Here is a 26,595-nt window from a genome sequence, read left to right as displayed (position 1 = left end):
TAATAAGGAATTAGACGATTTATTCACAAAGGACGAGGCTTTAAATGTATTTTTCTATAAAAAATAAAGTTATATCACTAATGATATTTTGTTTCTCTATTCTATCTGTATCGGTTTATGCGGATACCTTAGATGACATTAAGCAAGAAGGTAAAGTGACCATAGGGGTAGCGAATGAAGTTCCTTATGGCTACACCACGTCTGATGGCGAACCAGCAGGTGAAGCACCAGTGATCGCGGTTCATGTGTTAGAAGAGTTGGGTGTTAAAGATGTTGATGTGGTGGTGACTGAGTTTGGTGCTTTAATTCCTGGCTTGAGAGCGGGTCGGTTTGATGTCATTGCGGCAGGCATGTATGTAACACCAAAACGTTGTATGCAAATACTCTTTTCCAATCCCACCTACAGTATTGGCGAAGGCTTTTTAGTTAAAAATGGCAATCCAGAGCAACTGAATGGCTATGCAGACATTCACTCCAAAGATGTAAAAATGGGCGTGATGTCAGGAGCGGTTGAGTATGGCTATGCACGTGATTTTGGCATTGCGATGAATAAAATAGTGACATTACCTGATTATCCATCAGGTGTTGCGGCTTTGAAAGCGGGTCGAATTGATGCGCTAGCTGGTACCAGCTTAACCATGGCGAACCTTGCGTCTAAAGACAGCAAAGTAGAATTAGCACAACCTTTTGAGGATCTGATAATCAGTGGCAAATCAGTGAAAGGTTATGGTGCGTTTGGGTTCCGCCCTGGCGATGAGAATCTACGAGATGCGTTTAATAACAAACTGGCCGATTTTTTGGGTTCAGAGGAGCATCTAACCATGGTTGAGCCATATGGCTTTGGTCAACATACTTTGGCTAAAGGTATGACGGCTGAGAAACTTTGTAAGTAACGCCAAGGAGTAAACAGAATGGAATTTGGAGAAATAGTCTCCGTGTTACTTCAAGGTGCCATTGTGACGATTAAAATCGTTGCAATGGCACTGCCTTTGGCTGCCGCCATGGCCTTTATCTTTGGCTTAATGCGCTTATATGGTGGCTTTCCTTTAAAGCAATTAGCCGTTGTTTATATTGAGTTTTTCCGTGGCACGTCAGCATTGATCCAATTGTATTGGATTTACTTTGTTCTCCCTTTATTTGGTTTTTCTATCGATGCTATGACGGCAGGCGTGATTGCTCTGGGTCTAAACATTGGCGCTTATGGTACAGAGGTGGTTCGCGGCGCCATTTCTTCTGTTCCAAAGGGACAGTTTGAAGCGTCTATCGCATTAAACTTCACACCATCACAAAGCTTAAGACGCATTATTTTACCTCAGGCTTTAGTTGGCATGATTCCACCATTTGGGAACTTAGCGATTGAGCTTGTTAAAGCGACATCTTTGGTATCGTTAATTACCATTGCAGATCTAACGTTTAAGGCAAAATCACTCGCAGATATGACCTTACAAGTAGGTGAAATTTTCGGTGTGGTCTTATTACTTTATTTTGTTATCTCGCAATGTTTGGCCTTGTGTTTCCGCTATCTAGAAAAGCGCCTAAGTAAAGGTCTTGGACGTGGAGGGGTTAAATAATGGTCGGGTTAACTTGGAGTTGGGCATTCACTTGGGAAGTATTGCCAATGATCTTGTCGGCAGCGAAAGTGACTTTGCTGGCTACTTTGTTAGGAAGTTGTTTAGCTGTTTTAGTGGGCTTGGCTTTTGCCTTAATCAGACGCAGTCGGCACCGCAGTATACGTAGTGTAATCTATTGGCTGGTTGAATTTATACGCAGTACGCCTTTGCTGGTACAAATTTTTTTCCTGTACTACGTCATGCCGGAATTCGGTATTAGCATGTCACCTTTATTGACCGGTGTTTTGGCACTGGGGCTGCATTATGGCGCTTATCTTTCAGAAGTGTTTCGTAGCGGTATTGATGGGGTAGAAAAAGGGCAGTGGGAAGCATCCAGAGCATTGAATCTTTCCATGTTCGACACGTATCGTGATGTCATCTTGCCTCAGGCGATTCGTCCGATGATCCCTGCCACAGGGAATTACATTATCGCCATGTTTAAAGAAACACCGCAGTTGTCTGCTATTACGTTGCTGGAGATGCTGCAAATTGCCAAAATCATTGGTTCTGAAAATTTTCGATATCTTGAGCCATTCACTTTGGTGGGGATTTTATATTTGATGTTTAGCATCATGGCCGCATACGGCATTCACATGATTGAGAATCGCTTTCCGAAAGAAGGAATTAGTCTGAAATGAGTAGTCATCCCATAATTGAATTTAAAAATGTCTCTAAGCGATTTGGTGATACCAGTATTTTTAATGACTTCAATTTCTCAGTTAAAGAAAATGAAATTGTTTCTATTATTGGTCCTAGTGGGTCAGGTAAAAGCACTTTATTAAGAATACTGATGACATTAGAGGGTATTGATGGTGGTTATATTAATGTCAATGGTGAGTCTCTCTGGCATATGCCGTGGAATGGGAGTTATGTACCAGCTTCAAATAAGCATTTACACAAAATGAGGGATCACTTAGGAATGGTGTTTCAGCATTTTAATTTGTTTCCACATATGACAGTGAAGCGCAACATTACTGAAGCGCCAATGCGAGTGAAGGGATTGTCTCGTTCTGACGCTGAAAAAAATGCTGAAGATCTGCTGGAATTAGTCGGTCTTGCTGATAAGGCAGACAGTTACCCAAATGACCTCTCTGGTGGGCAAAAGCAACGCGTTGGTATTGCCCGAGCTCTTGCAATGCGTCCTTCCATTTTGCTGCTAGACGAGATTACGTCCGCCTTGGATCCTGAGTTAGTTGACGAAGTCCTTGATGTGATTCGTAATCTTGCCAAAGAGCAGCGTTTTACTATGTTATTAGTAACTCATGAGATGTATTTTGCAAGGGAAGTGAGTGATAGGGTTTGCTTTTTTGATCAGGGACGCATTGTTGAAGAAGGGGCGCCAGAGGATATTTTTACCTCGCCCAAGGAAGCACGTACTAAGGCTTTTTTAAATGCGTATCTGAATTAATCAAATTTGCTTTTTGATATCGAATGAAGCTTAAGGGAACTGTACTGGTGTGAATCGGTGCAGTTTTTTTGGATAAAGCATTAAAATGTATACATTTTAATGCTTTTCTTCGTATAGTAATGACCTAAGTTTTATTTGGGTGATGGATGTGCGATCAATTTTAAAAGATTTTAGTCTAAGTGCGGTTGTGGCTGGATTTGTAGCGGTATTAATTGGCTTTGCAAGTTCTGTCGCGATTGTTTTCCAAGCGGCACAAGCTGCAGGAGCAAGTGAGGACATCATTGTCTCTTGGATTATGGTACTTGGAATTGGAATGGGAGCGACCTGTTTCTTTTTATCTTTATGGTATAAGACGCCAGTGATTACGGCTTGGTCAACACCTGGTGCTGCGTTATTGGTCACCAGTTTAGCGAATGTTAGTTACCCAGAAGCGATCGGTGTTTTTATGTTCGCAGGGCTATTAGCCTGCTTAGTCGGCATCTCTGGTTTGTTTGATAGGGTCATGAATTGGGTTCCATTACCCATTGCCTGCGCTATGTTGGCAGGGGTGCTGTTTCAATTTGGTTTGTCCATTTTTACGTCTCTAACAGAAGACATTTTTTTGGTTTCGACCATGTTGTTGGTGTATTTATTCAGCAAAGTTTTTATACCTCGATATGCCATTTTATTGGTTCTAATTGCAGGTGTGTTGTGTGTGCTTGGTCGTTCAGAACAGACTATTTTATCAACGATTCCCGTGCAATTCGGTCAGTTAATCTGGGTGTTTCCTGAGTGGAACTTAAGCGCTCTCATAGGGGTGGGGATACCTTTATTTATTGTGACTATGTCATCGCAAAATATTCCTGGGGTCGCCGTCATGCGAGGCAGTGGTTATAAAACGCCGGTGTCACCTTTGATCAGTTGGACGGGGTTGGCCTCTGTAGTCTTAGCGCCAGCAGGTGGTTTTGCTTTTAATCTTGCGGCTATTACGGCGGCGATTTGTTCTGGCAATGAGTGTCACAGAGACCCAAAAAAGCGCTACATAGCAGGATTATCAGCAGGTGTATTTTACTTAATTGCTGGCTTGGCTGGCGTATCAGTCGTGGCATTGTTCGCCGTTTTTCCTGCGAGTATGGTGGGCGCGCTCGCGGGGATCGCTTTACTGGGGACTATCGGGATGAACCTGAAAACCGCGATGCTTGAAGACAGTACTCGAGAAGCGGCTTTAGTGACATTTCTGGTCACCGTATCGGGGGTTTCGTTTGTTGGTATCGCATCAGCTTTCTGGGGCATTCTGTTTGGCATCATATGCTTATTAATCAGTAAATTGAAATGGCCTAGGAAGCGCTAAATGGAGTTAATGTATCGTATTAAAGAAGATATCTTAAACAATCGCTTGCCTATGGGGGTGGCGTTAAGGCAAGTCGTTTTATCGGCGCGTTATGGGGTTAGTCGAATTCCTGTTCGTGATGCGTTACAGGCTTTAAAGGCGGAGGCCTGGCTAGTACCTCATGGTAAAGCGGGAGTGATGGTTCCTAAGCTTAATTTGAAAGAAGCGGAAGACCTAGCTTTAATGCGAGCAAGGCTTGAAACGTTGGCGCTAGAGTTTGCTTTTGAGCACATTAAATCGACTCATGTGGATGAAGCATACTCATACCTAAGCAAGCTAGAGGCGAGTGACTTAACTTTATTGGAGCGCGGAGAGCTAAATTGGCGTTTTCATTGTGCTGTTTATCAGGCTTGTCAGCGTCCGACTTTAATGAGAAGTATTGAAGTGCTAAATATACAGGCAAGTCGTTACCTTGGTTTTCAGTTTGGACCATTAGGCTATCATAATCACAGTCAACAAGAGCACAGAGAGTGGTTAGAATTAATAACCTGTCGTGAGAAAGCGGCAGCTGTGCAGTTGCTTGAAAGGCATATTATGTCTGCTGGGAAGTGCCTAAGTGAGTATTTGAAAAAAGCTTAACCTTGTCTTTACAGAAAGGTCATGAGGTCTGTGGTAAATGCACAGACAAACACGCGCCACCAAAGCGCGAGGTCGATTTTTCAATGTATCCGCAGGTTTCTCCGTAAGTGTGAGCGCTTGCCGAGAGCTCTGCAAAATACAACCCCAGCCCTGTGTTGTCATCCAATAAGGTATCGTGATGATGGTGTTCTTCATCATCAACAAAGCCAGGGCCGTCATCTTCTATATTGATGATCAAAAAATTCTTTTCTTCAAGTGCTGTTAGTACAATCTTACTTTTCGCATAGCGAAAGGCATTATAGACAGCGGTACTGACAACGGCGGTCATGAGGCGTTCATCAAAACAACCTGTCAGTTTTGGGTCACAATCAAAACTTAACTGAAGATCTTTTGCTATGGCGGAAGGCGATAACGCGAAAACTTGGTCGTCCAAGAATTCTTCCATTAAGAAGGTATCTGGGTGGAGTTCATACCCATCAGAGGCTAATCGATATAAATATAGGTATTCAACCCATTCGTCGTTGAGTTTTTTTAAGGACTCTTCTATCTGAATGATTTTACGGTTTTGGGGCGCTTCTTTACCTAAGCTTTCTTTCACCGTCTGCAATTGGTAAAGCAGAGTACCTACTTGATTTTTACTTTCATGAATAGCGCTGGCTAAAATAGTGCTTATATTAACTTTTTCCATAGTGTTTAACTTCCGAATGCGTTTGAATAGCGGTCGGTTTGTTGTTTGCTAGGCGCAGTCGCGGCGGCCGAGCTAACATCACTAAGCCAAACCTCAAAAATTTGCTTAGCGGTGGAAATTTCATTATCCGCGATACAAATGTCCATTTCATACTCATAAGCTTTTGCCCTTGAGTCAGGCTCATCAAAAAAACCATCATGGATTTTCTTCAGAGTGCTGTCGAAATTGTCTTTCTGGCGAGCAATCAGTGGACCGCTGTCTGCTATTCTGGCCAATGACTCCAAATGCTTTAAGTATACTTCAGAGGTATTATAGCAAGAATGTTTTGCGAGGAAGACGGCTTTACGATAAGCCATCTCCGCTGTGATGCTGTCGCCAAGCAGTAAGCTAATTCGTCCTAATTCCATTTGACGTAAGATGTTTTTCGGGGACTTGGTAATCGCTTCGATTAAAGTGGATTGTGCTTCAGCGGCTTTATCTTGTTTTAGTAACACTTTGGCTAGCCAGTCATAAGCACTGACAAAAAAACGGTTGTCTAACATCAGTTGATTTAACAGTTTTTCCGCTTTATCAAGCTCATCCATCAAGTAATAGCATTTGGCTTTACCAAATAGGGCCCAAGGCATTTTCCGGCTTTTAATGGTTTTGTTATATAGAGAAAGCGCTTTTTTATATTCTTTTAACTCTAAAAAACAATCTCCCATAATGCGTTCGCATTTGCCCTCAAGAGAGGGGTATTTTTCCATTACGATTTTAGCTTCACTGACGGCCGTTTCATGCTCTTTGTTGTCCAGTGCCAAGTTAACTTTATAAAGTCGCTCCTTGGTTTCTAGGAGTTTGTTGAGTCGGCGCTGCAGCATGGCCTGAGAAAAAGGTTTGGTCACGTAACCATCAGGTTGATACTCAATGGCACCCATAACCATTTCAATTGACGTTTCTGCCGTTACCATTAGATAAGTTGCGGTATTAGGGATCAACGCTGAGTGGCGAACTTCTTCAAGTAACTGTTGGCCATCCTTGCCTTTCCCTAAATTGTAATCCGATAGGATGACATCAAATGACTTACTGCGAAGCAGTTCAATGGCCGTTTCAGCTTTCATGGCGATATCGATTGAAGTGAAACCAAAATCGGTCAGCATTTTTCGCTGCATGATCCGAGCTTCTGCCATGTCCTCAATCAAAAGTGCTTTTTTATTAGAAAAATCTTGCAGAGCCATAAAATATTACATTCCCACTCTAAACATCATAAAAAAGACTTATTTGGATTTGCTGCTAATAAGTCTTCGGAGAAAATTTCATCTTCCTCAGACGTTTGCTGAGGTATGGCATAGGACTCATTGGCCCACTCGCCCAGATCAATTAGCTTACAGCGAGCACTGCAAAAAGGTCGATCTGGATTATCATTTGACCATGCAGATTTTGTTTGGCAGGTTGGGCAAGTAACAAGACGTTTGTTCTCTATCATTTGATCAACCTTAAAATTGTTTCATGCATCTCTAAAACTTTAGCATTCATCTCATTAATATTTCCAGTATTTTCAAGGACTAAATCTGCTTTGTCGAGTCTATCCTGATTGCTTAGTTGAGAATTAATAATATTCAGTGTGGTTTCTTCATCAATTTGGTCGCGATTCATGACTCTTTGTATTTGAATCTCTTTTGGAACGTTAATTGCGATAACATAACGGCACATTTTGTGTTGTTGCGTTTCAAACAGTAAAGGGTGAACCAACAACACATAGTTTGATTTTGCTTGTTGTAAGGCGACGATTAACGACTCTCTGATCGCGGGATGGCTGACGCTTTCTAACCAAGATTTTTCTTCGGGTTGGCTAAAAATGATGTGACGTAAAGCGCGACGATTAAGGGTACCGTCTTCAAGAAGGATTTCGTCACCGAATCTCTGATGGATTTTGGTGAGCACAGGGGTGCCAAGTTCAACAACTTGTCGGGCAATATCATCAGCATCAATGCTTTCAATGCCAAGTTGATTAAATAAGGTTGCAATGGTGCTTTTTCCTGAGCCAATGCCGCCAGCTAAACCAATAATAGGGACTACTGCCATAATATTTTTACGTAAAATAAGAAAATACTCGAAAATGTTAAAAAAGGCCCAAAAGCAATGAATTTTGTTTCATGCCTTTCTCTAGTAACAGTGTATAAGATTCCGAGTATACATGCACAAACTAGAATGTCAGGCAGGTGCAAAAATCCAAGCCATGCCCCCAACGTAGCCATTAATTTCGCATCGCCAAGCCCTATGCCTGTTCGCTTTCGGATGCAAAAATACAGCTTTCCCAAACAATAAATGGCGGAAAACCCCATGATCGCCCCAAGCACATGATCAGACAGTTGAGCTGAGTGAAGCGGTGCTAAAAAGGCGCAAATCATCGCCACAAACAAACATTCGTCTGGCAACAGATAATGCTTACTGTCTATAAAGGAAGCCGTTATTAAGGCACTGATGAGTATGCTGTAGAGAATTAAAGTGTGTATGTCATGAATAAAAAATGGCAGAGCTGCGCAAGTGATCAAATGCGTCACTTCAATAACCGTATATCGAGCTGAAATTTTTTGCTGACAATAGCGACAACGTCGCTGAAGTAAAACAAAACTTAAAATAGGAATGAGGTCTCTAACAGGCAGTCGGTGCTGGCATGAAGGACAATGGGAATGTTTGGATGAGCAATGGTGAATTAAAGTATCAGGGGAGAGGCCTAATAGGCTCCTAGCTTCTTTTTGCCAATTTAAATGTTGTTGCTTGGGCCAGCGATAACAGTAAGCACCAGAAAAACTCCCTATACTTAAAACAAAGATGAGATATAAAGCATAACCAATGCTGTCCATGTGTTTCCTTTAAGGTAAATTTAATAATGGGGCATAAATGCTAACCAGTGCGGAGGCGACAAAACTTCCGGCGATTAAAAGGCAAAGAGCTGGGATGAGTTTTTCAAGAAAATGTATTTTTTTCTGCCAATCTTGTTCATGTTTTTTTGCCGCTATGAATAATGCTCGATCTAAATCGCCATCTTGTTCTGCCGAGTAAAGAGCGATAGCCGCTTCATCAGGAAACCAATGGTTAGGAAAACTCTCAGCATAATTTCTGCCAAGTTTGAGTTGGTAATACGCAAAGAGAGTCTCGTCTATGGTGGCTGAGTGGTTTAAATATAAGTGCATTTGTTGCAGGGTTTGTTGCAAGGTTGTCCCTGTTTTTCTCGCCGTTGATAGCAAAGAAAAAATCTTAGTAAGGCGAAAGGTGGCGCTGATTTTTTCTAGCCAAAAACAAGCTCTGCCATTGTGTAGGGAAAGTAATGTATAGAACTGCCCAAGGCTAGTGACAGCATAGACAAAGCTCATTGGCAGCATGGCGATGATGTTTTGGTCTGACTCAAGCTGCCAAAACTGATTTACGAATGACATGACTAAAGCGATTTGAATGATACAAAAAGGATACAGAATGGCTTTAAAAATGCGGTTTGACCAATCCAGTAATGACGTCAGTTGTAAGATGGATGCGGTTAAACTTTGTTGGCAGTCCTCTCTGGATCCTTTTGCATTAATAAGCTGGCAATATGGCACGGCAATGTTGAGGCATAAACTGGAAAGGGTGAGGTTGAAACTCTTCCCTTTGTTTAGTTCGCTTAATAATGCTTTGTTTATGGCAGTGAGAGTGTCGGTTCGTGACGCCAAAGCCAGATGCTCAATTGCCTCTGTGAGTTGCAGACCTGACTGCAAGGCGCTGTCAATTTCCTTATAGAAGGTTAATAGGGAGGCATAATTAAGATACGTTGGCTGCCATTCCTCAATGTCTATTGGCCATTTTCCATGTGGGATGAGCGTCAAAACGAGCTCAGCTTCAGAGTCGGCTTGATATACTTCTTCGTGTTTGTCTTGAAGCATTACTTTAAACCAAGTCATATGAAAACCTATGCGTGATTCATGGCATGCCAGAGATGATTGGAGTGGATTAGCGTGTCGTAGCTGTCTGGCATGAGATCACTCCAGAGAGGTTTTAGAGCACTAAAAACAGCATGTTGGCTTTGTTCTTCATATTGCATGGATTGATGGATTATGAGCTTTAAAGAGCTGACCAGAGAGAAAAAATCCACTTGCCAAGCATGACATCGATGAATGGCATCAAAAGCAGAGTTAGTATGAAGGGTGGCCAGAACAAGATGCCCAGTTAAAGCGGCATTAACGGCCAAATTGGCGGTGATCGCATCTCGTATTTCCCCTAACATAATGATGTCTGGATCTTGTCTTAATAAAGATTTTAGTAAGGCAGCTGAACTAAGGTCTATGGCTGGGTTGGGCTCACATTGAAATAAGCCGGGTAGTTCATATTCGACAGGGTCCTCAATGGTAAAAATGCTTTTCTGTCCACTGTTTAAGGCTTCTAGGCAGGCGTAAAGCGTCGTGCTTTTTCCGGCTCCGGTTGCACCGCAAACCAGTATTAAACCACTAGTAGATTGTATGGCGGTTTTTAGTTGGCCGAAAATGGTTTTAGGCAAACCAATTTCATCTAAGCTTAATTGATGTTTTTCGGGTAACAAGCGTAAAGCGACTTTTTCGCCTTTTACGGTGGCAATGATACTGACTCGAATAAAAGTGGTTTTGTCTTTTTCAGTAAAAGAAAACTGGCCTTCTTGTGTTCGTCGAGATTCTGAAAGGTCTAAGTTTGCTTTCATTTTTATTCGATTTAATAGGCCTTCATTTGGTGTTAATTCGGTCATTTTACTGAGTAATCCGAATTGTCTTTGATAAACATGAATGGCTTGATGAGTTTGTTGAATGTGTATGTCAGTTGCACCTGTTTGAATGGCCGTGGTTAATATTTCTTCTAGTGTCATTCTTCTTCTCCAAGCATCGCGCTGCATTGCTGAGGTAGCAGTTTTTCGTCGATATCAGACAAACAGGACCAATTACGATTGCTGTCACGTTGATATGTGATCACTTGGCCATCATTAATGCCAGTGCTGCTGTTTAGCGTTAAGACTAGATCGCCACTGATACTGTTTTGGTTTTTAACCGTGAGGCTTTTGACGATTGAATTGTCTGCCAACGTGCGTTTATAGAGGGCAAATTCCTCGCTGCTAGGGAAATGTCCATTTAATAAAATGAATTCCTCTACTATGGCTTGATGTTGGGTGCCTATGTTTTGGGCATCAATAAGTTTTGCTTTGGCAATTTGACGTGTAAAGGTGGGCGCGGAAAGACTGGCTAAAATAGAGATAATGGCAATAACAACCATGAGTTCAAGCAAGGTAAAACCTTGCTGAACATTGCGGTAAATAAACATTCTTCACTCCTTGAAGAGATTGTTAGGCATCCTGCCTTTTTATGAAAACATTTTATTCGTCATTAGACGGTTTGATCTAACATCTCACCCGTTGGTGTTTTTTCTGAATAAAACTCTGATTTACTGGTTTTACCAAACACAGGTAAAGATGCGTCTTCTTCGAGGAATTCATCCTCGATGAGGTCTTCTCTCGTTTCGGATGATTTCTCGTTTTTCTTTTTGGTTTCTTCAAATTGCTTTCGGGTTCGGCCTTGAAGCGCTTGACCTTGTTCAGATATGGTGACAACTAGATCGCTTGAAGCTTTGGCGTTACGGGCATTTAATGCCGCCATATTGGTGTCTTCGTCAGAGCGGACATCGTAAGTCGTATAGCCTGGTTGGGCTACATTGGATTGCGTTTGGTTGGACACGGCAATGGAATGGGGGAGACTGCCGGACATAATACTCACCACCTACAAATGTAATTTATTGTGAATGGTTAAATATTAATCGGCAAACTGATGATTGTCCAATCCGGTTTTCGTGAAATGATCCGGATTGGACAATCAGGGCTAAGCTAAGATTTGATTTTACCCGCTTGAATGGCGGTGATCGCGATGGTGTAGACAATATCATCCACCAAGGCACCACGAGACAAATCGTTTACTGGCTTGCGAATGCCTTGTAGCATCGGGCCAATACTGACTACGTCTGCACTTCGTTGTACTGCTTTGTACGTGGTATTGCCCGTATTCAAATCAGGGAAAACAAACACTGTGGCTTTCCCCGCGACTTTACTATTAGGCGCTTTCTGTTTGGCGACTTTTTCCATGATCGCGGCATCATATTGTAATGGGCCATCAATTAATAGATCAGGACGAAGTCGCTGAGCGATCTCTGTCGCTTCACGTACTTTATCCACATCGTTACCCGTGCCTGAACCGCCAGTGCTGTAGCTGATCATAGCCACTTTGGGGGTAATGCCAAATGCGCTAGCCGAGTCCGCACTTTGAATGGCAATTTCAGCAAGCTGTTCGGCACTAGGATCTGGATTAATGGCGCAATCGCCATATACCAAGACCTGATCAGGTAAGCACATGAAGAAAACAGAAGACACTAAGCTGGCATCTGGCGACGTTTTAATTAATTGTAGGGCTGGGCGAATGGTGTTCGCTGTGGTGTGAACGGCGCCTGATACCAAGCCGTCCACATCGCCGGTTTGTAGCATCATCGTGCCTAAAACAACGTTGTCTTCGAGTTGTTCGCGAGCCACTATGTCTGTTAATCCGCGATTTTTACGCAGTTCGACCATTGGGCTAACATAGCGCTCCAAAATGCTGGCGGGGTCTAAAATTTCAACGCCATGACTTAATTCGATGCCGTTGTTTTGAGCCGTACGAAGAATTTCTTGTTCATTGCCAAGTAGGGTACAACGTGCGATGCCTCGTTCAGCACAAATAGAGGCCGCTTGAATGGTGCGAATTTCTTCCCCTTCTGGAAGCACAATGCGTTTGTTTAGCGAACGGGCCAATTCAATTAAACGGAAACGGAACGCTGGTGGAGACAGCTTTCTTTCTTCTTGATTGAGAGCAAAAGAATTAATCCAGTCATGATCAATACAGCGTGCTATGTGTTCTTTTACCATAGACACGCGTTCTTTATCATCCAGTGGGATTTCTTGGTTGAAAGATTGCATGTTGATCACGGTTTCCCAGCTATTAGAATTAACGGATAGCACAGGTAGACCTTTGGCCATGGCTTTACCACAAAGTGACATCAAGGCTTCGCTGGGTTGGTAGCCGCCAGTGACGACTAGGGCCGCTATTTTGATGTCGTTTAGAGCGGCAATGGCGGTGGCCATAATGACGTCAGTACGGTCACCTGGTGTGAATACCAAAACGCCAGGTTTTAATGCCTCTAATACATTCTCAACGCCTCGCGCGCAGAGCGTATAAGATTGCACTCGACGAGTTTCCATCTCACCAGCGTTGACAATGTTTGCGCCTAAAAAGTCCGCAACGTCTTTTACCCTCGGAAACGTCAGTTCATCGGCTGATGGAATTTGGCCAAGCAAACTGAAGTTGCGTTTGAAGATGCCGCGTTGGGCAAACAAGTCGCCATAAGATTTTACTCCTAGTGAGCCAGGAGTGGTCTTGTTCAAAATACAGCCAATGACATCCTCTGCTTTAATGCCGCCGTAAGAGCCTGCGGCAATTTCGACGTGATGTTCCAGTTCATTAACGCGCATGTTGTTCGGAGCGGTTACCAGTACTAAGCCTGCGTCTAACGTTCGAGCAATGGCTTTATTTAAACGGGTAGCATATGGGTGTCCGGCAATCTGAGCCAAACCTTCGACAATAACGGTCGAATCAGGCTCAACACTGGCTTGGAAGCGGCCAACGATTTCTTCCATCAGCTCATCAATGTTGTCGTTATAAAGAAAGCGTTCAGCTTCATGCAATGGGATCGGTTCGGCTGGTGTTAAGGAAGAGCCTTGAGACACCATAGCAGTCGACTTATCTGGGCCTTTATCGCCTGGTTGAGGTTGAGCAACCGGTTTGAAGAAACTGGCTTTTAGGCCTTGTTGCTCAAGGGCTCGAACGAGACCAACCGAAACGGATGTTAAGCCAACACCTGGTCCTGTTGGAACTGTCATAAGTACGTTAATTGTCATATCTTAGAATCCTATGTTAGTCCATTAAGTAGTGGGCTGAACCTGTTATAAGCCTTGTATCAAGCTAATGGTATCCATTGCAATCATAAGCTCTTCATTTGTTGGGATGATCCACACTTGAGTGTGGCTATCCTCGGCGCTTATGTTTGATACTTCACCGCGAGGGGCATGATTGTTTAGGCTATCATCCAACTTAATATTAAAGGCACGGAGTTGTTGGCAAATGGCGTTGCGAAGATAGACTGAATTCTCGCCGATACCACCAGTGAAGACCAAGTGATCAATACTTTCTAAAGTTGTGGCGGTACTGACTAGGTATTTGGCGGTACGAACAGCAAACATATCAAGCGCCAATTTGGCTCTCTCATCGCCTGAGATCATGGCGTCTTCTAGTGTTCGACAATCATTTGATAATTCAGACACGCCGAGTAGGCCACTTTTCTTGTTGAGTACATCCAGTGCTTCTTCAGCAGAAAGGTGTTTGGCTTTCATGATGAAAGTTAACAAACTTGGATCTAGGCTACCGGAGCGTGTTCCCATCATTAGACCTTCGAGAGGCGTAATTCCCATGCTGGTGTCTGATGATTTCCCCTTATTAATGGCACAAGTGCTCGCACCATTGCCAAGGTGAGCGACAAGAACGCCTTGTTGATCGCTACCCGGTGCCAATTTATCAAGCTGTTGGTTGATGTAGCGATAGCTTGTGCCATGAAAACCATATTTACGAAAGTGGTGCTCGCGGTAGAGATCCATTGGGATTGGGTATAGAAACTGTTCTTTTGACAGACTTTGGTGGAACGAAGTGTCAAATACGGCAGCCTGTGGCACCCCTGGAAACAACGCCAAGGAAACATCGATGCCTTTTAAATGCGCAGGGCTATGAAGAGGCGCTAAACTGGCACATTCTTGAATGCCATTAATGACTTCTTGATTGATTAATACGGATTGATTGAAGGTTTCACCACCGTGAACGATACGGTGCCCAATTCCCACTAAGGAATCATTGATTTCTGGATGAAGATCAAGCCAGGCTTTTATTTCTTTTACTGCGTACTCGTGATTGCCTACGGCAAGTGGTTTTTGATGCTTTTCACCTTGGTATTTAAACGTAATTGTGCTGGTATCTGAACCCAGTTGGTCGGCAATGCCTTCCATTAAAGTATCTTGTCCGGCGTTCGCTAAGATGGCGAATTTCAATGATGAACTACCGCAATTAATTACTAGAATACTGTCTTTCATCATGACTCCTGAGATACACGTAAAGATAAGTCGATGGCAGTGACATGTTTTGTCAATGCGCCTATAGACACAAAATCAACACCGGTTTTAGCCACTTCTGGCAAGCGTTGTTTGTCCATGTTGCCAGAAGCTTCAAATTTTACTGAGCCTTGGTATTGTTGAACGGCTTTGCGCATGTCGTCGTAGGAAAAGTTATCTAACATGATGATGTCAGCACCCGCTTTAACGGCCTCGGCGACTTCTTCCAGATTTTCTGTTTCCACTTCGATGGTTTTACCTGGTGCAATTTGTTTTGCCATAGCCACTGCATTCGGGATGGAGCCTGCGGCCATAATGTGATTTTCTTTGATCAAGAAAGCATCATATAAGCCAATACGATGATTTTTCCCACCACCAGTGGTCACCGCGTATTTCTGTGCTAAACGCATTCCTGGGATGGTTTTACGAGTATCCAATATGGTTAATGTCGTGTCTTCCACCAACTTGCAATATTGGCGTGTAACAGTGGCGGTATAGGAGAGGCTTTGAATGTAGTTAAGAGCGGTTCTCTCGCCCGTTAAAATGGTTCGAGCGTGCCCCTTAATGGTTAGGAATACTTGATTGGCAGAGATTAGATCACCGTCTTGATGATGCCAGGTTAGAGTGACATCCTTTCCAAGTTGATGAAATACTTCGTTGGCCCAAGCTTGACCACAGAGTACCGCGTCTTCTCGACTGATGAGGTTGGCAGTAATGTGTTGATCATCTGGAATCAGTTGCGCCGTAATGTCGCCACTACCAATATCTTCTTTAAGTGCAAAAGCAACCTGAGTTTGAATATGCTCAATTAATTGAGCGTCCAAAGGGGTCATGTACAGTCCTATAATGCGCATTTTTGAATTCACTATTGTAGCTTTATATTCACAAATCGTCAGTGCTGAATTGATCATTATGATTGATTTATATGACATTCAGCTGAATTCGTATCTGAATTAAGCAAAATATACTCAGTGAATGTGAGGGAAGGTGTTCAAAATGCCGTTAAAAGGGTGGGTGTTCATGTAATTTTATAACAAGTTTTAAGTGTATATAGATCAAGTTGTGAGCGATTATGCCCTTATTGATATGACTTATAGTCTGCATTTATTTTGTGAATTGCTTGTTTTGCAGTTAGACTGAGGCCGAATTGGTCGGACTTTACATGGATTTGTGTCAGTAAAACGTCATGTTTTAAAGCTACAAAAGTGGTCTTGATCTATGCTTGTTGCGTAGTTTGTCTATGAGATTTCTTGTTTAGGTGTTAATCTTACGCCCGAATTAGAAGAGCATAAGACAAAAAATAGCCTAATTTAGATTGGTTAGACTAAAGTGAAGTAACACTTTATTTGCGCTTTCTACTTTCATTATACAGTAATGAAACTTTGTATTTTCATTCTCAGTTAGTCATGCTGCTGAGGTGAAAAATAAATGAAGGGTCTGTTGAACCAGACTCAAATTGGAAGCGAGCCGACCAGCGTATTTCAGCTGGTGGTTGATTCAATGGTAAAAAATTAAAACAAAAACTATGACCATTGGTGCAGATAAAACGACACGCTAGCTCAAACGAGTAGGGTGTCGTTTTATCTAGGTCGACTGAAATAAATGGTGCAACACACCGTTCATTTCTGGCTCGTTTAAGTAGCTTTTAAATGGTTAGCAACACTGATTATTTGAAGGTTAAGTATCTGTTCTAATAGCGGGAGTTATTAACACGATGACTGAGCAGCATATTCTCGAAGACATCGATCCAATTGAAACAAAAGAGTGGATCGATGCGCTTGAGTCTGTCCTTCGCGAAGAAGGTCCTGATCGCGCGCAATACATTTTAAACCGTCTGACTGGTGAAGCCTCTAAAGCGGGCACTTCACTACCAGCTTCTATTACAACGCCATATCGCAATACGATAGCACCAGAAGATGAAGCACCTCTTCCAGGTGACATCTTTATGGAACGTCGTATTCGTTCAATCATTCGCTGGAATGCATTGGCAATGGTAATGAAAGCAAACCGAGCGGATTCTACGCTTGGTGGCCACATTACCAGTTTTTCATCTGCTGCAACCTTGTATGATATCGGCTTTAACCACTTTTTCCGTGGTAATGACGGTAAGCAAGAAGCAGATATGGTGTTTTTCCAAGGCCATATTTCCCCAGGAATTTATGCTCGTTCATACATTGAAGGTCGTTTGACTGATGAACAGCTTGATAATTTCCGTCGTGAAGTAGATGGTAAAGGTATCTCTTCTTATCCTCATCCATGGTTGATGCCAGATTACTGGCAGTTCCCAACGGTTTCTATGGGGCTTGGGCCTCTACAAGCCATTTATCAAGCTCATGTGATGAAGTATCAGCACAGCCGTGGCTTGATCGATCAGGGTGATCGTAAAGTTTGGGCTTTCCTTGGTGATGGTGAGTGCGATGAGCCAGAATCTTTGGGTGCCATTGCTCTTGCTGGCCGTGAAAAGCTAGATAACTTAATTTTCGTGATCAACTGTAACTTACAGCGTCTTGATGGACCGGTTCGTGGTAACAGCAAAATCGTTCAAGAATTGGAAGGTGTCTTCCGAGGTGCTGGTTGGAACGTTGTTAAGTGTCTTTGGGGTCGTCATTGGGATCCTTTGTTCGAAAAAGACACAAAAGGTTTGCTTGTTAAGCGCATGAATGAAGTGTGCGATGGCGAACTGCAGAACTACAAAGCGAATGGTGGTGCTTATACTCGTGAGCATTTCTTCGGTAAGTACCCTGAATTGCTAGAAATGGTCAAAGACATGACTGACGATGAGATTATGAATCTTAATCGCGGTGGTCACGATCCATACAAAGTTTATGCGGCTTATAAAGAAGCGACTTCTCATAAAGGTCAACCGACTGTTGTCTTGGCACAAACTGTCAAGGGTTACGGTATGTTTAAGGCTGCTGAAGCGCAAAATACGGCTCACCAGACTAAAAAACTTGACGAAGAATCTCTTGCTCAGTTCCGTGATAAATTTGGTATTCCAATCAGTGATGAAGAGCTGAAAGACTTACCTTATTACAAGCCAGCTGAAGACAGCCCAGAAATGCAATACTTACGCTCACGTCGTAAAGAATTGCATGGTGATTTCCCAATTCGTCGTCGTGATTGTGAAGCACTTGAAGTACCTTCTTTAGAAGCGTTCAAAGCGCAGATTGCTGGTACTAAAGGTCGTGAGATTTCGACAACTATGGCGTTTGTTCGTGCCTTGAACGTGATGGTGAAAGATAAGCAGATTGGTCCACGTGTTGTGCCGATTCTTGCCGATGAAGCGCGTACTTTCGGTATGGAAGGTATGTTCCGTCAGTTGGGTATTTACTCTTCTGAAGGTCAGCGTTATACACCACATGATCATACTCAAATCATGTACTACAAAGAGTCACAAGACGGGCAGATTCTCCAAGAGGGTATCAACGAAGCTGGGGCATTCTCTTCTTGGTTGGCACTAGCAACGTCTTACAGTAACAGCAATCTACCTATGATTCCTGTGTACATCTACTACTCTATGTTTGGTTTCCAACGTGTTGGTGACTTGGCGTGGGCAGCGGGTGATTCTCAGGCGCGTGGCTTCTTGATTGGTGCTACGGCAGGTCGTACAACGCTAAACGGCGAAGGTCTACAGCACGAAGATGGTCACTCACACATCTTGGCAGGTACGATTCCAAACTGTATTTCTTACGACCCTACTTATTCTTACGAAGTGGCTGTTATCGTTCAAGATGGCTTACGTCGTATGTACAAAGAAAAAGAGAGTGTGTTTTATTACCTAACGGTGATGAATGAGAACTACGCTCATGAAGATATGCCAGAAGGTGTCGAAGACGGCATTCTGAAAGGCATGTATAAGCTGAAATCACACACTAAGAAAACCCATAAGAAGCAGGTTCAATTGCTTGGTTCTGGCGTCATTCTTCGTGAAGTGGAAGCGGCGGCGGAAATCTTATTTAACGACTTCGGTGTGAACTCTGATGTTTGGAGTGTAACCTCTTTCAATGAATTGCGTCGTGAAGGTTTGGATGCGAGTCGTTGGAATATGCTTCACCCTGAAGCAGATCAACGCCAGTCTTATGTTGAAACTTGCTTAGACGGCAAAGGGCCTGTGATTGCGTCAACTGATCATATGAAGTTGTTTGCAGATCAAATCCGCCCATTTGTTAAAGGTACTTATAATGTACTTGGAACCGATGGTTTCGGTCGAAGCGATACACGCGCTCAATTGCGTCATTTCTTTGAGATCAACCGTTACTGGGTTGTTGTTTCTGCCTTGAATGCACTGGCGAAAGACGGTGTGATTGATGCATCCGTAGTTAGTGAGGCGATTGCCAAGTTTGGTTTAGATCCTGAGAAGCCAAACCCAGTTATTTGCTAATTACTTGACAAGCTAGGTATCTGGTTTTGAATCATCAAAACCAGATAAGATTTTAAGTTTGATGCGTCTAAACGACAAAGGAGATTTCTGTGAGTACTGAAATCATTCGAGTACCGGATATTGGCGGTGCGACTGATGTCGAAGTTATCGAGGTCAGTGTTAAGGTTGGCGACATTATTGAAGTTGACCAATCAATTATTGTTTTAGAAACGGATAAGGCTTCAATGGATGTGCCTTCATCGCAAGCAGGTAAAGTAACGAAAATTTCCGTTGCTGAAGGCGATAAAGTGTCTGAAGGTGATGAAGTTCTAGTGATCGAGCTTGAAGGTTCTGTTAGTGTGGATCAACCTGCTGAAGCGGAAAAAACGGCTGAACCTAGTGCTGCACCTACACCTGCTGCCGCGTCTAGTGAGCAACACGTTGTTGTGCCTGATATTGGCGGTGCCACGGACGTCGAAGTGATAGAGCTTTGTATTGCTGAAGGGGATCAGGTAGAAGAAGGTGATTCTTTAATCGTTCTTGAAACGGATAAAGCGTCAATGGATATTCCTTCACCGTTCACTGGCAAAGTTGGCGCTATCTCAATCAAAGTGGGCGATACAGTGTCAGAAGGAAGTGCCATTTTAACCATGGTAACGGAATCTGCTGCCGTCTCTGAAAAGGTTGCTGAGCCTGCTCAACAAGCAGCCGAAGCGGCGCCTGTTGCGACTTCTGGTGGTGTTGAATCCGTTAAGGTGCCTGATATTGGTGGTGCTGAAGGTGTGGATGTCATCGAAGTGGCGGTTGCGGCTGGTGATGAGGTCAAAGAGGGTGATTCCATTATCGTGCTTGAAACAGACAAAGCATCAATGGATATTCCTGCGCCTAAATCCGGTAAAGTGAAGTCTATCTCTATAAAAGAGGGTGACCAGGTTTCTGAAGGTGATTTGATCCTAGAGCTTGAAGTGGAAGGCGCTGTTTCAGCACCTACGACACAAGTAACAGCGTCAGCGCCAGAGAAGAAAGCCGAAGCGCCAGCAGCAAGTCAGCCAAAAGCGGCGGCCCCTGCTGTTGATCAATCTGCTGTATTAACTGAACCATCCAAAAAAGTTCACGCTGGCCCTGCTGTCCGCATGTTGGCTCGTGAGTTGGGTGTGGATTTATCACTTGTTCGAGCGACAGGTCCTCGTGGCCGTATCTTGAAAGAAGATCTGCATGCTTACGTTAAAGCGGCCGTACAGAAGGCGGTAGTAGCACCTGCTGCTGGTGCTAATTCTGGCGCTGGTTTGCCAACGGTACCGGATCAAGACTTTAGCAAGTTCGGTGAAATTGAAATTGTTAAGATGAGCAAGATCCAGCGATTGACCGCTGAGAACATGGTTCGCAACTCTTTGGTTGTGCCGCAAGTCACTCAGTTTGATAAAGCCGATATCTCGAATTTGGAAGCCTTCCGTAAAGGCTTGAAGCCTGAAATGGAAAAACAAGGTGTGAAATTGACACCACTGCCATTCTTGATCAAAGCGGTTGCTCAGGCCATGGTGGCTAATCCAGCGTTTAATGTGTCTTTGATGGCAGACGGTGAAAGCTATGTGCAGAAGCACTATGTCAACATCGGTATTGCTGTTGATTCACCAGTTGGGCTTGTTGTGCCTGTATTACGTGATGTTGACAAGAAATCAGTCGTACAGATTGCAAAAGAGGCCGGTGAGTTGATTAAGAAGGCCCTTGATAAGCAGCTTAAACCTGCTGATATGCAAGGTGGTTGTTTCACCATTTCTAGTCTTGGTGCGATTGGTGGTACTGGTTTTACTCCAATTGTTAACTGTCCTGAAGTGGGTATTCTTGGTGTGTCTAAAGCCGACATCGAGCCACGCTGGAACGGTAAAGACTTCGAGCCTCGCACCATGTTGCCTTTGTGCTTGTCTTATGACCACAGAGCAATCAATGGTGGCGATGCGGGTCGCTTCTTGACTTACTTGAACTCATTGTTAAGCGATGTTCGTCGTTTAACTCTGTAATCCTCAAGTGCGTTATGCATACGAAAAGCCACTCAATTGAGTGGCTTTTTTTTGTGCTCGCAATGTGTGTTGTTTGATTCTCTGTTGCCTGTTATCTAGACATTGAATCGTTTTGCTTAAACGCTTTTTAATTTGCTTATTAATGGGCGCTCTTAGTGGGCTGTTGTGTCTGTTGGCGCTTTCTTGCTCGTGTAAATAAAGTCTTAGGCTGGGGTGTAATAAGGTGGGTGTTCTCTTGGAATAAAAAAACCTACCGAGTATCGATAGGTTTTTGATGGTTGTTATTAGGTTAAGGTTAAGCTGAGGTTATGCTGTTTGAGGCGTGCTCAAGGGCTTGTAATCGCGACTCACAAAAAGCGTTTTCAGGGAGTCGATTAATAACACCAAGTTTTTCAAGTCGTTCCGTGGTTTGTCCATTAGGGCTGTAAATGTATACCGCACAATCAGCATCAATGGCATCTTTGATGGCGTTTTCGAGAGCTAGGCCAATGGTTAGATCCATCATAGGAACAGCACTTAGGTCCAATACAACCGCTTTATAGTTATGGATTCGATTGTGGTGTTTGGCAATGGCTTTACTGGCGCCAAAAATCATTGGGCCAGATAGGTAGAATAACAATACTTTGCCATTTGCACTGTCTAGTAGGCTTTTTTCCTCTTCCGTCAATGGTATGTCGTCATCAGCATCACTAATGGCTTTCACATTGCCTGATTGTAGGCGACTCAGTTTCTCGATGGTGATGATGTTAGCAATAAACACCCCAATGCCTACCGCAACCATAAGATCGACAAAGACGGTTAAAGCCATGACCCCATACATGATAATAGTAGGAGATAAGGCGACTTTGTGGGCACGCTTAAGGAAGCTCCAGTCAAGAATGTTGATCCCTACGTAGAGTGCGATTCCAGCAAGCACTGCCATGGGAATTGGGCTGATTAACTGTGAGGCACCGAGAACCACGAACAATAGGATAACGGCGCGGGTGATGCCTGCTAGAGGGGATTTTGCCCCTGTCTGGATGTTGACTACCGTTCCCATGGTTGCACCAGCACCCGGTAGGCCGCCTAGTAAGCCGGAAACGAAGTTGGCAACGCCTTGGCCAATTAACTCGCGATTAGAGTCGTGTTCTTTACGAGTTAAGCTGTCCGCGATAACCGCGGTTAAGAGTGTATCAATACAACCAAGTGTTCCCAAGACTAAGCCGTTAATGACCATTTCCATAATCACGGGGAATTCAAAGGTTGGCCAATGAATGGAAGGCAGTCCTGAAGGGATAATGCCAATTCTACGGACATCGGAGTCATCAAATAGGATGATGGAAATAAGAGTGATAGCGACCAGGGCAATTAATTGAGGAGGGGCATATCGACGCCACTTTTTGGGTACGTAAAATAAAACGCCGAGGGTCATGAGCCCAAGAAACAATTCTGAGAACTTTAGGTTCATCAGTAAGCTAGGGAGGGCGGTTAATGTGCCAACCACGCCGCCGGCTGGGGAAGGGTGCCCTAAGAAAGGGGCCAGCTGTAGAATGACCAGAATGACACCAATGCCTGACATGAATCCAGAGATGACACTGTAAGGCATTAGGGTGATGTATTTACCGAGCTTTAAATAGCCTAAGGTTATTTGAAACGCGCCAGCAATCATCACTACGGTAAATGCCATGGCTAGGCCGCTTTCGGGGCTACTTGCCATCATGCTGGTCAGTACGGCAGTCATGATTACCGTCATAGGGCCGGTGGGTTCTGAAATAAGGCTCGTTGAGCCACCAAATATTGCGGCAAACAGCCCAACTAAGATGGCGCCCCAAAGGCCTGCTTCCGCGCCAGCCCCAGAGGCAACGCCGAAGGCGAGTGCGAGAGGGAGTGAGACAACAGCCGTGGTTGCCCCCCCGAATAAGTCGCCTACTAATGTCCAATCTTTGAACCTAGAAAAATCAATGATCATTGAATTTACCTATCCGTTTTTAATCAAAATCAATCCGTTGAAAAAGTCTACGTTTGTCTGTAAAAGAGCCCGCAAAAGCGGGCTCTAAGTAAAAGAATTAAGAATCAATTAATCCTAATTTGATTCAGCGTTTTCTTCTACCGATTGGCTTTCTTCGCGTGCCAGTCTTGGGTCATTTTTAACTCGACCGGATGAGGCACGACGTCGAGAGGTTGCCGCATTACGTTTTTCTTCCTGCTCTTGGCGGAGTTTTTCTTGCTGAGCAAGAATCGCTTCTGGCAACTCAACAGGAGCGACTGCTTCTGCACTTGACGTTTTAGCAACTGGCTTACCGCGGCCACGACGTGGAACGCGAGCTTTTTTATCTGTTGCTTGCTCTGTTTCAGTATTGGCCGCTTGCGCGTCATCTACTGAGGTCGTCTCTTCACTAGGCTGTTCAGCTTGAGTGGCGGATGTTTGCTGAGTTGCTGGTTTAGCATTCTCAGTGTCCGTCTCATCAGCTATTGGCGCTGCAGCTTCTGTCGCTTCCATTTCAGGTGAAGTGACTTGTGCTTTAGGTTCTGCGCTGGTTTCTTCTGATGTCTCCTTTGAGGCTACTTCTTCTATTGTTGCTTGTTGAATTGATGTGTCAGCAATAGATTCAGTCGTTACGCTGTCAGTCGTTTCTGTTAATTCGGCATCGCTTTTCAGTGCTTCAGCTTCAGATACCGGTTCAGCAGACGCAGTATTAACTTTTTCTGACTCAGTGCTTGTCTCTTCAGAAGTCGTTAGATCTGGCGTTTCTTCCATTTTTGCGGCTTCAGGTTCTGCGCCTTGTTCAGCTTTGCTAATTTGTGCCTTAACAGACATTTTAGGCTTAGGCTTTACGACTTCTTCTGTTTTTGTATCAGAAGTGGTGTTGCTTTCTGCTTCTTTGTCTGGGCGAGCTTCCGCTGTTGTCGCATTGTTTTCATCAAGCGCTTGAGTCGCTGCTTCAACAACGTCCGAGCTGATTGGGGCAGCGGCTTCAGTTGAGGTTTCTGCTTGTTCAGCTGGTGTGACGCTTGCTTGAGACTCAGTTTGTGCTGTCTCTTCTGTATTATTCTCTACGGTAGTCTCTTCGCGTTGAGGGCGACGAGAACGGCGAGAGCGACGAGAGCGACGTTGCTGTGGCTCATCTCCAGAATTACTCTGTTGATTAGATTGGTTGTCGGACTCAGCTTTTTCTGCAGATTCTACTTTAGCGGCTTGTTCAGCTTCTTGTAGTTTTGCATTTTCTAGGGCTTCGTCTTTAATTTTACCATTGCGACGGCGGTTCTCATTGCGATCACGCTTACGCTCTTTCACTTCCGGCACTTCTTTTTGCTGACGTGCCGCTTTTGGTGTTTGCTCTTGCGTCTCGGTCTTATTGTCCTGATCGTTTTGACGATTAGGGCGGTTGTTGCGACGACTATTGTTGTTCTTACCGCCCGCTTCGGCTTGCTCGCGGCGTGATTGACGAGTCGAGCGTGCTTTTTCTTGTGACTCTTCACTCTCACGTTCAGCACTTTGGTGTTTTACATTGCGCTTGTTGCGATTTGGTCGAGCATTCTTGTTGGTATTCTTGCTGGTGTTGCTGCGAGTGTTTTTGTTGGCTGTGGTGCTTTTGCCGCCTTTATCTGCGCTCTTGGATTCCGTTGAGTCTCCAAATAGGGCTGTCAAAATGCGGGTTAGCAGGCTCGGTTTACTAACCTTGCTAGGCTTGCTTTTTACTGGTGTGTTGGTATGCGCCGGAGCCGGTGCTTTTGGTGCAATACTCGTTACGGCCGCTTGCGGACGAACAACTTCATTCGCTTGACGTGGTTCGTACGGAGGTTGCTCAGGCGTCTCTACTAATGTGTAGCTAGTGTCGTTCTGTGACACGACTGAGTTGTCATCGCGGATTCGTTCAACTTCAAAATGAGGTGTTTCCATGTGCGGGTTTGGCACAAGGATAATATGAACGCTATTGCGCTTCTCAATTTTGGCGATGTTGGTGCGTTTCTCGTTCAACAAGAAAGTGGCGACGGAAACAGGCAGCACGGCGCGAATTTGTGCGGTACGTTCTTTCGCACACTCTTCTTCGATTAAACGAAGTACAGATAAAGCAAGTGATTCAACATCACGAATGAAGCCTTGGCCGTTACAGCGAGGACAAACGATGCCGCTTGTCTCACCCAAAGATGGGCGTAAGCGTTGACGAGACATTTCCAGTAGACCGAAGCGTGAAATGCGACCAAGCTGAACTCGAGCTCGGTCAGCTTCAAGCGCCGTCTTCATACGATTTTCAACTTCTTTCTGGTTGCGTACTGGTGTCATGTCGATGAAGTCGATGACCACCAAGCCGCCAATATCACGAAGTCTTAGCTGACGAGCAATTTCATCGGCCGCCTCAAGGTTGGTCTGTAGCGCCGTCTCTTCAATGTCGCCACCTTTGGTTGCTCGTGCCGAGTTGATGTCGATCGATACCAAGGCTTCGGTAGGGTCAATAACAATAGAGCCACCAGACGGCAAACGTACTTCACGTTGGAAGGCTGTTTCGATCTGGGTTTCAATCTGGAAGCGATTGAATAAAGGGGTAGAGTCTGTGTAAAGCTTAATGCGTGATTTAAAGTGAGGCATAACTTGCATCACAAAATTGACCGCATCTTGGTAAGCTTGCTTTTCATCAATTAGTACTTCGCCAATGTCTTCGCGCAAGTAGTCTCGAATGGCGCGAATCACAATGTTACTTTCCTGGTAAATTAGGAAAGGGGCTGGTTTCTCTGTTGCGGCTTTGGTAATGGAGCTCCAAAGGGTTTCTAAGTAGTCTAAATCCCACTGAAGCTCTTCCGTTGAACGGCCAACCCCAGCTGTACGGACAATTAATCCGCCATTTTCAGGCGTTTTTAGGCCAGACATGGCTTCTTTTAATTGCGAGCGATCATCACCATCAATGCGACGAGAAATGCCACCTGCGCGTGGATTGTTCGGCATCAAAACAAGGTAGCGTCCAGCTAGGCTGACAAAAGTCGTTAGTGCGGCGCCTTTGTTGCCACGTTCTTCTTTGTCTACCTGAACAATGACTTCTTGACCTTCGCTGATCACATCTTTGATGTTGATGCGGCCATCATGGTTCGCTTTTTTAGAAAAGTAGGTTTTCGAGATTTCTTTGAGAGGAAGGAATCCGTGGCGGTCTGCGCCAAAATCAACAAAAGCGGCTTCAAGACTCGGTTCAACTCGAGTAATTTTGCCTTTATAAATGTTGGATTTTTTCTGCTCGCGAGAGCCAGATTCGATATCTAGATCATACAGACGTTGACCGTCTACTAGTGCAACGCGCAACTCTTCTTGTTGAGTTGCATTTATTAACATTCTAATCATTTTATGTGTGAACTCTGTTAGCGGATACGAAAACGCCACAGCAGTGT

Annotated in this window: 22 protein-coding genes; 8 read left to right on the top strand and 14 right to left on the bottom strand. The window is 44.1% G+C overall.

The genetic code is table 11. From position 1 onward, the window contains the following. The first annotated feature begins 80 nt into the window (after positions 1–80). The 6 genes from ehuB (at position 81) to OA79_RS12555 (ending at position 4,966) form a co-directional block, all read left to right on the top strand. Complete coding sequence (gene ehuB, locus OA79_RS12580) at positions 81–893, top strand: ectoine/hydroxyectoine ABC transporter substrate-binding protein EhuB (RefSeq protein ID WP_231908867.1); 813 nt, start codon at positions 81–83, stop codon at positions 891–893. Between the two features lie 18 nt (positions 894–911). Beyond that, positions 912–1,571, top strand: a complete 660-nt coding sequence (gene ehuC, locus OA79_RS12575; RefSeq protein WP_063333580.1) for an ectoine/hydroxyectoine ABC transporter permease subunit EhuC — start codon at positions 912–914, stop codon at positions 1,569–1,571. Continuing rightward, positions 1,571–2,248 carry an ectoine/hydroxyectoine ABC transporter permease subunit EhuD gene (gene ehuD / locus OA79_RS12570; protein ID WP_063333579.1) on the top strand — a complete coding sequence of 226 codons (678 nt, stop codon included), beginning with the start codon at positions 1,571–1,573 and terminating at the stop codon, positions 2,246–2,248. The genes ehuC and ehuD overlap by 1 nt, the downstream gene beginning before the upstream one ends. Further along, a complete protein-coding gene (gene ehuA, locus OA79_RS12565) occupies positions 2,245–3,018 on the top strand; it encodes an ectoine/hydroxyectoine ABC transporter ATP-binding protein EhuA (protein WP_063333578.1) in 774 nt (257 codons plus the stop codon). The genes ehuD and ehuA overlap by 4 nt, the downstream gene beginning before the upstream one ends. A 142-nt stretch (positions 3,019–3,160) precedes the next feature. Beyond that, a complete protein-coding gene (locus OA79_RS12560) occupies positions 3,161–4,348 on the top strand; it encodes a benzoate/H(+) symporter BenE family transporter (RefSeq protein WP_063333577.1) in 1,188 nt (395 codons plus the stop codon). Beyond that, positions 4,349–4,966 (top strand): GntR family transcriptional regulator, encoded by a 618-nt coding sequence (locus tag OA79_RS12555; protein ID WP_063333576.1) that lies wholly within the window; start codon positions 4,349–4,351, stop codon positions 4,964–4,966. It begins immediately after the preceding gene. A 19-nt stretch (positions 4,967–4,985) separates the two neighbouring features. Here OA79_RS12555 and OA79_RS12550 read toward each other — a convergent pair whose 3' ends face one another. From OA79_RS12550 to nadC, 12 genes are all read right to left on the bottom strand, one after another. Then, the gene (locus OA79_RS12550) at positions 4,986–5,654 is read right to left on the bottom strand and encodes a sensor histidine kinase (protein WP_063333575.1); all 669 of its coding nucleotides are present in this window, start codon (positions 5,652–5,654) and stop codon (positions 4,986–4,988) included. A gap of 5 nt (positions 5,655–5,659) precedes the next feature. Further along, a complete protein-coding gene (locus tag OA79_RS12545; protein WP_063333574.1) occupies positions 5,660–6,871 on the bottom strand; it encodes a response regulator in 1,212 nt (403 codons plus the stop codon). A gap of 26 nt (positions 6,872–6,897) precedes the next feature. Next, the gene (gene yacG / locus OA79_RS12540) at positions 6,898–7,119 is read right to left on the bottom strand and encodes a DNA gyrase inhibitor YacG (RefSeq protein ID WP_063333573.1); all 222 of its coding nucleotides are present in this window, start codon (positions 7,117–7,119) and stop codon (positions 6,898–6,900) included. After that, the gene (gene coaE, locus OA79_RS12535; RefSeq protein WP_063333572.1) at positions 7,116–7,718 is read right to left on the bottom strand and encodes a dephospho-CoA kinase; all 603 of its coding nucleotides are present in this window, start codon (positions 7,716–7,718) and stop codon (positions 7,116–7,118) included. The genes yacG and coaE overlap by 4 nt, the downstream gene beginning before the upstream one ends. Next, positions 7,709–8,500, bottom strand: a complete 792-nt coding sequence (locus tag OA79_RS12530) for a prepilin peptidase (protein ID WP_063333571.1) — start codon at positions 8,498–8,500, stop codon at positions 7,709–7,711. Before OA79_RS12530 ends, coaE begins: the two co-directional genes overlap by 10 nt. Positions 8,501–8,509: 9 nt before the next feature. Beyond that, the gene (locus tag OA79_RS12525; RefSeq protein WP_063333570.1) at positions 8,510–9,571 is read right to left on the bottom strand and encodes a type II secretion system F family protein; all 1,062 of its coding nucleotides are present in this window, start codon (positions 9,569–9,571) and stop codon (positions 8,510–8,512) included. Between the two features lie 8 nt (positions 9,572–9,579). Beyond that, positions 9,580–10,503 (bottom strand): GspE/PulE family protein, encoded by a 924-nt coding sequence (locus OA79_RS12520; protein ID WP_063333569.1) that lies wholly within the window; start codon positions 10,501–10,503, stop codon positions 9,580–9,582. Then, positions 10,500–10,952 (bottom strand): pilin, encoded by a 453-nt coding sequence (locus OA79_RS12515; RefSeq protein WP_063333568.1) that lies wholly within the window; start codon positions 10,950–10,952, stop codon positions 10,500–10,502. Before OA79_RS12515 ends, OA79_RS12520 begins: the two co-directional genes overlap by 4 nt. 62 nt (positions 10,953–11,014) lie before the next feature. Beyond that, complete coding sequence (locus OA79_RS12510; protein ID WP_063333567.1) at positions 11,015–11,392, bottom strand: hypothetical protein; 378 nt, start codon at positions 11,390–11,392, stop codon at positions 11,015–11,017. Positions 11,393–11,508: 116 nt separating this feature from the next. Continuing rightward, the gene (gene pta / locus OA79_RS12505) at positions 11,509–13,605 is read right to left on the bottom strand and encodes a phosphate acetyltransferase (RefSeq protein ID WP_063333566.1); all 2,097 of its coding nucleotides are present in this window, start codon (positions 13,603–13,605) and stop codon (positions 11,509–11,511) included. A gap of 45 nt (positions 13,606–13,650) precedes the next feature. Continuing rightward, positions 13,651–14,844: an acetate/propionate family kinase gene (locus OA79_RS12500; RefSeq protein WP_063333565.1), complete on the bottom strand. Its 1,194-nt coding sequence runs from the start codon at positions 14,842–14,844 to the stop codon at positions 13,651–13,653. Further along, positions 14,844–15,695, bottom strand: a complete 852-nt coding sequence (nadC, locus tag OA79_RS12495; RefSeq protein ID WP_063333564.1) for a carboxylating nicotinate-nucleotide diphosphorylase — start codon at positions 15,693–15,695, stop codon at positions 14,844–14,846. Before nadC ends, OA79_RS12500 begins: the two co-directional genes overlap by 1 nt. 881 nt (positions 15,696–16,576) lie before the next feature. On the opposite strand from nadC, the gene aceE reads away from it, so the two are divergent. Then, complete coding sequence (gene aceE, locus OA79_RS12490) at positions 16,577–19,243, top strand: pyruvate dehydrogenase (acetyl-transferring), homodimeric type (protein WP_063333563.1); 2,667 nt, start codon at positions 16,577–16,579, stop codon at positions 19,241–19,243. Between the two features lie 89 nt (positions 19,244–19,332). Further along, positions 19,333–21,240 (top strand): pyruvate dehydrogenase complex dihydrolipoyllysine-residue acetyltransferase, encoded by a 1,908-nt coding sequence (gene aceF, locus OA79_RS12485; protein ID WP_063333562.1) that lies wholly within the window; start codon positions 19,333–19,335, stop codon positions 21,238–21,240. A gap of 295 nt (positions 21,241–21,535) precedes the next feature. On the opposite strand, the gene OA79_RS12480 is transcribed toward aceF, so the two are convergent. After that, positions 21,536–23,188 (bottom strand): SulP family inorganic anion transporter, encoded by a 1,653-nt coding sequence (locus tag OA79_RS12480; protein ID WP_197465393.1) that lies wholly within the window; start codon positions 23,186–23,188, stop codon positions 21,536–21,538. A 114-nt stretch (positions 23,189–23,302) separates the two neighbouring features. Further along, positions 23,303–26,548: a ribonuclease E gene (gene rne, locus OA79_RS12475; RefSeq protein ID WP_063333561.1), complete on the bottom strand. Its 3,246-nt coding sequence runs from the start codon at positions 26,546–26,548 to the stop codon at positions 23,303–23,305. Positions 26,549–26,595: the final 47 nt, after the last annotated feature.

Origin of the sequence: Marinomonas sp. TW1 (genome assembly GCF_001625355.1) — a bacterium.
Classification (GTDB): domain Bacteria; phylum Pseudomonadota; class Gammaproteobacteria; order Pseudomonadales; family Marinomonadaceae; genus Marinomonas.
Note: the sequence above shows the minus strand (reverse complement) of the source record. Positions and strands in the feature narration are given on the sequence as shown.